The sequence below is a fragment of the Brachybacterium tyrofermentans genome (assembly GCF_039526165.1).
Taxonomy (GTDB): Bacteria; Actinomycetota; Actinomycetes; order Actinomycetales; family Dermabacteraceae; genus Brachybacterium; species Brachybacterium tyrofermentans.
The window spans coordinates 1-2,109 of the sequence record NZ_BAAAIR010000022.1 but is presented as its reverse complement, the minus strand read 5'-3'; the positions used below and the strand labels follow the sequence as shown (position 1 = coordinate 2,109).

General features: G+C 55.4%; 2 protein-coding genes. Both read right to left on the bottom strand.

The window, feature by feature from the left end; genetic code table 11:
• Positions 1-230 precede the first annotated feature (230 nt).
• Positions 231-917: a reverse transcriptase domain-containing protein gene (locus ABD093_RS04290; protein ID WP_343922665.1), complete on the bottom strand. Its 687-nt coding sequence runs from the start codon at positions 915-917 to the stop codon at positions 231-233.
• Complete coding sequence (locus tag ABD093_RS19700; protein ID WP_425546212.1) at positions 817-1,401, bottom strand: reverse transcriptase domain-containing protein; 585 nt, start codon at positions 1,399-1,401, stop codon at positions 817-819. The genes ABD093_RS04290 and ABD093_RS19700 overlap by 101 nt, the downstream gene beginning before the upstream one ends.
• Positions 1,402-2,109 lie beyond the last annotated feature (708 nt).

Here is a 2,109-nt window from a genome sequence, read left to right as displayed (position 1 = left end):
ACACTCAATTTGATACCAATTATAAGAGCAAAATGAAAAAAACAAAGTAATATTTCTCAATATGAGCAATATAAAAATATCAAAATGATTAATATAAGCATTTTGAACACCTTTATTTACTCAAAATGTTCTTAAGGCATGCGATCTGGATTATCGTCACGCTGTTAAATATGTCGCGGTAGGGATACCCGTTACCGGATACCCCCCGCACAGATCCCGGCGTGCGCGATTTACGCACCGGGCTCCTGCCTCGGGTGTCTGGCGGTGAACCGCTCCACAGGCCATGGATGAAGAACCCGAACCCTTGGTAGCCATGCGGCTGCCAGTTTGTTTGCTTTCGTCCAGGTCGTATCATCCTTCTGGCTCCTGCGCCTGAGCGCCCGGCGCCAGAGGTTTGTTACGTGTGTCCTGAACTTCTGCATGGTGGGGAAGTTGCCCGGTACCGAGTGATAGTTCAGGTATCCCTGAACCACTCTCCTGAGCCATTTTCCCTGTTCGGGGATTGAGTAATGCCAGCGCCTTCGCAGACCGTCTTTGATGGCTTTCAGAGTTGCCGTCATCCGATCCCGGCGGGTCTTTCGTATCAGCATGAACCTGCCGTTGCGATCTTTCCCGCTGATGTGCGTGAACCCGAGGAAGTTGAACGTTTCTGGTTTGCCTTTTCCCCTGATGGCACGGTTTTCGGCAGCGAAGCGGCCGAACTCCATCAGACGGGTTTTCTCCGGGTGAACCGTGAGTCCGAACTCCCTCAGTCTGCGCTGCATGGCTATACGGAAGCGCCGGGCATCGTATCGTTTGTCGAACCCGATGACGATGTCATCGGCGTATCTGACCATTACCACATTGCCTGTGGCATAGCGACGTCGCCACTGATGCGCCCACAGATCGAAGACGTAGTGGAGGTATATGTTTGCCAGCAGCGGTGAGATGACCGCACCCTGTGGGGTGCCTTCCTCCGTTGCTCGCCATTGACCCTNGACCCTCCTCCGACGTCCCGGCTGTGAGCCACTTACGTATGAGCCTGATTACCCTCCGGTCGCCGATCCGATGCTCTGTGAACCTGATCAGCCATTCGTGGCTCACCCTGTCGAAGAACTGACTGATGTCGGCATCCAGTACCCAGTTTACGTTAGTGCGTACCAGCCCTGTGGCCAGTGCGTCCAGTGCATCGTGCTGGCTTCGCCCGGGTCTGAACCCGTATGAGAACCCCATAAAGTCGTTTTCATAGACTGCGTTCAGGATTTTCACCAGCGCATACTGGACGATCTTGTCCTCCAGCGAGGCGATGCCGAGCGGGCGTTGTTTTCCATCCGCTTTTGGGATGTAGTGACGCCTGCCGGGCTGCGCCCTGTAGCTGCCCTGATGTAGCCTCCGGTGCAGATCTGTTATGTTGTTCTTCATGTTTCCGGCGTAGTCCATCCACCTGATGCCATCCACTCCGGCGGCCGCTTTCCTGCTCAGGGAGAGGAATGCGGCTTCCAGTGCTTCGACTGTCAGCAGGTGGAACAATGCTGTAAACCGTTCTTTCTTCCGCTGCTTCGCAGCTTCCCGCACGCGTGACAGCCTCTGTGACATGCTTTCCCGGCTCTGTGTCCGGCGCATGTGTGGCTGTTCCGCGTTCCCCTTGGCCCCGCTCCTTCGCTCCACTGACTCCGCTCCTTTCGGGTTGTTCGCCTGCTTCGCCGCTACTATGAGCGAGTCCGACTTCTCCTCTCCGTACATCACCGGCTATGACTCCTCGTCTTCCCGGTGCGGGCCATCTCCGACACTGGCAGATGGTCAGAGGGGAGATCTCCCGGTTCCCGCGTAGAGATCGTATTGACATGCCAGGGTCTCAGACCCCGCCGGGTCCATGTGGCACTCGCAGTATCGCACCCTATGATGTTGCCTTCCGTTAACAGTACAACGTCGGCACCCGGTAATTTAATATACATTTCGTGGCTCAATGGCTGGCCTGTCAACACCCCTGTCAACGCTTCGCCCCATACCTCGCGGTATGCAACGCATGACTCGGGGACCTTGTGGATTGCTGGTCCTTCAATGGTCGGGGACTTTCACCCCTTGATCTCTAACCGGTCTCCCGGCGCACACTGTATGAATATACAGTTA